The organism is Streptomyces sp. Y2F8-2 (assembly GCF_014905555.1).
Classification (GTDB): domain Bacteria; phylum Actinomycetota; class Actinomycetes; order Streptomycetales; family Streptomycetaceae; genus Streptomyces; species Streptomyces cynarae.
This window is the reverse complement of sequence record NZ_BNGS01000027.1, coordinates 1-3,365: the sequence shown is the minus strand read 5'-3', so window position 1 is coordinate 3,365 and position 3,365 is coordinate 1. Positions and strand designations below refer to the sequence as shown.

At 72.9% G+C, this 3,365-nt stretch carries 2 protein-coding genes and 1 pseudogene; all 3 read left to right on the top strand.

Annotated elements, in window-relative coordinates; translation table 11 throughout:
• Positions 1-331 (top strand): alpha-glucosidase C-terminal domain-containing protein (locus SY2F82_RS38520; RefSeq protein WP_200423742.1); only part of this gene is annotated, 331 nt, incomplete at its 5' end.
• An 88-nt stretch (positions 332-419) separates the two neighbouring features.
• Positions 420-1,820: a maltokinase gene (locus SY2F82_RS38515; RefSeq protein ID WP_200423741.1), complete on the top strand. Its 1,401-nt coding sequence runs from the start codon at positions 420-422 to the stop codon at positions 1,818-1,820.
• 32 nt (positions 1,821-1,852) lie between these two features.
• Positions 1,853-3,365, top strand: a pseudogene (locus SY2F82_RS38510) (1,4-alpha-glucan branching enzyme); the annotation flags it as partial.

Here is a 3,365-nt window from a genome sequence, read left to right as displayed (position 1 = left end):
GCCGTCCTCGCTGCTGCACTGGACCCGGCGCATGATCGAGATCCGCAAGCAGAACCCCGCGTTCGGCCTCGGCTCCTACACCGAACTGTCCTCCTCCAACCCGGCCGTCCTCGCCTTCCTGCGGGAGTACAAGGACGACCTGGTGATGTGCGTGCACAACTTCTCCCGGTTCGCGCAGCCGACCGAGCTGGACCTGCGCCAGTTCACGGGCCGGCACCCGGTGGAACTGATCGGCGGGGTCCGCTTCCCCGCCATCGGGGAACTGCCCTACCTGCTCACCCTCGCAGGCCACGGCTTCTACTGGTTCCGCATCCGCAAGGACGTCGCCTAGTCGTCCGGTCGGGGCGGTTTCCGCCGCCCCGACCGGGGCACGCAGGCAAGTAACCCCCCGACCGCCCCCCGGGGAAAGGACGCACGCCATGCCGGAAGCCGTCATCCGTCCCACCGCGACGCACCCCGGTCTGCTCGCCTCCCTCGATCCCCTGCTGCGGGAGTGGTTGCCGCGGCAGCGCTGGTTCGCGGGCAAGGGACGGCCGGTCACCGGGTTCTCCCTGGTGGCGGCCACCGACCTGCTGCCGCCCGGCGGCCCGCTGGGCCTGGTCCACCTCCTGGTGCGGGCACACCAGCCGGACACCCCGGCGCCCGGCGCCATGCCCCGCCCCGGGGACTGCTACCAACTGCTGATAGGCGTCCGCGAGGCGCTGCCCCCGCACCTCGCACCCGCGCTCATCGGGCATCTGGAGGACGGCCCGCTGGCCGGGCGGACCGTGTACGAGGCGCTGTACGACCCCCGGGCCGCCACCGTGCTCCTGGAGGCGATCCGCAGCCGCGCCCACGTCGGCCCGCTGCGCTTCGAGGGGGACACGCGCCAGGAGATACGGGAAGGGCTCGTCCCGCGGCTGGTCACCTCCGAGCAGTCGAACTCCTCCATCGTCTACGGAGATACGTTCATCCTCAAACTCCTGCGCCGTGTCCTGCCGGGCGTCAACCCCGACCTCGAACTCCCGCTGGCCCTCGCGCGCGAGGGCTGCCCCCGGGTGCCCGCCCCGGCCGGCTGGCTGCTCGCCGACCTGGACGACCTCGAGGACCCGTACGTCCTGGCCGTGCTGCAGCCGTATGTGCGGGGCGCGACGGACGGCTGGGAGCTTGCGCTGCGCGAGCTGGCCAAGGGGGTGGACTTCACCGCCGAGGCGCGGGCGCTCGGGCGGGCGACGGCCGAGGTGCACACGGCGTTGGCCCGCGCCCTGCCCACGGTCACTCTCGGCCACGCCCAGATAGGGCTGCTGGTCGACGGCATGACCGAGCGGCTGGAGGTGGCGGCCCAGGCGGTGCCCGCGCTGCGGCCGTACGCGCACCGGCTGCGCTCCGCGTTCGAGGCGCTGGGCGACCTCGCGGCCGAGGGGCGGGTGTGGACCGCCCAGCGCGTGCACGGCGACCTGCACCTGGGGCAGTGCCTGCGCTCGCCGTCCGGGGACTGGTCACTGATCGACTTCGAGGGGGAGCCGTCGAAGCCGCTGGCCGAGCGCCGGATGCCGCAGCCGGTGGCGCGGGACATCGCCGGAATGCTGCGCTCCTTCGACTACGCGGCGCACTCGGCCGTCCCGTCGGGCCCGGAGTGGGCCACGGAGTGCCGGGCCGCCTACTGCTCCGGCTACGCGGAGGTCGCCGGGCGCGACCCGCGCACCGAACCGGTACTCCTGCGCGCGTACGAGACGGACAAGGCCGTCTACGAAGTCGTGTACGAGGCCCGCCACCGGCCCGACTGGCTTCCGGTCCCGATGGCGGCGATACGCCGCCTGTCCGCCGACCCCACACCATGACCCCACCATCGCCTGCCGAGGAGGCCCCGTCCGTGACCCCCCGTCCTCCGTCCGACGACAGCACGAAGAAGAGCGCCGAGGGCCGGCCGACGGCCGGTGCGCAGAAGGCGACAGCGGCTGCCTCAGAGCCGCCGACGGCCGGGAAGAAGAAGGCGGTGGCGAAGAAGGCGGCGACCGGGGCGAAGAAAGCCACGGCGAAGACAGCGGTCGCCAAGAAGGCCGTCGCGAAGACACCGGTCGCGGGGGTCGAGGAGGCCGCCGCGGGGAGCGAGAGCACCGCGGCGGTGGAGGCACCGGCCGGGAAGGCCCCGGCGAAGAAGGCGCCCGCCAAGACGACGGCGGCCAAGAAGACTGCGACGAAGAAGGTCGCCGCGAAGAAGGTTGCCGCGAAGACGACCGCGGCCGAGGTGGTCGCCGAGAAGGCGGTGGCGAAGAAGGCACTCGCCAAGAAGACGGCGGCCAAGACGGCCAAGACGACGGTGGCGAAGGCGCCCGCCAAGAAGACGGCGGCCAAGACGACTGCGGCCACGAAGACGGCGGCCAAGAAGACGGCCGCGAAGAAGGTCGCCGCGGCGGACCCCTTGGCCACCGTGGCCGTGTCCCCCGCTCTCGCGGCCGGGGACCGCGAGCGGCTGCTGGCCGGGACCCACCACGACCCGCACTCCGTGCTCGGCGCGCACCCGGTGCCCGGCGGTGTCGCCTTGCGGGTCTTCCGGCCGTACGCGCTGTCCGTGACCGTCGTCGCCGGGGATGTGCGGGCCGAGCTGGACGACGACGGGGACGGCTTCTTCTCCGGACTGCTGCCGCTGCCGGACATGCCCGAGTACCGGCTGCTGGTCGAGTACGAGGGCACGGTCCAGGACACCGAGGACGCGTACCGCTTCCTGCCCACGCTCGGCGATCTCGACCTCCACCTGATCGGTGAGGGACGTCACGAGGAGCTGTGGAAGGCACTCGGCGCCCACCCCATGACCCACCAGGGCGTGACCGGCACCCGCTTCTCGGTGTGGGCGCCGAACGCACGGGGCGTGCGCGTCGCCGGCAGCTTCAACTTCTGGGACGGCACCGGCTTCCCGATGCGCTCGCTCGGCTCGACCGGGGTGTGGGAGCTGTTCGTGCCCGGTGTCGGGGAGGGCGAGCTCTACAAGTTCGAGATCACCCGCCCCGACGGCTCCAAGACGCTGCGCGCGGACCCGCTGGCCCGCCGCACGGAGGCCCCGCCGAACACGTCCTCGGTCGTGTGCGCCTCGCACCACGCGTGGGGCGACGCGGAGTGGATGGCGCGGCGGGGTGAGCGGCCGGTGCACGAGGCGCCGTTCTCGGTGTACGAGGTGCACCTGCCGTCCTGGCGGCCGGGGCTGTCGTACCGGCAACTGGCCGAACAACTCCCTGCCTACGTCAAGGAGCTGGGCTTCACTCACGTGGAGCTGATGCCGATCGCCGAGCACCCCTTCGGCGGGTCCTGGGGCTACCAGGTCACCGGCTTCTACGCGCCCACCGCCCGCCTGGGCACCCCCGACGACTTCAAGTACCTCGTCGACGCCC

Coding starts and splice junctions, on each gene's coding strand:
- SY2F82_RS38515 (WP_200423741.1), top strand. CDS start 420: ATGCCGGAAGCCGTCATCCGTCCCACCGCGACGCACCCCGGTCTGCTC.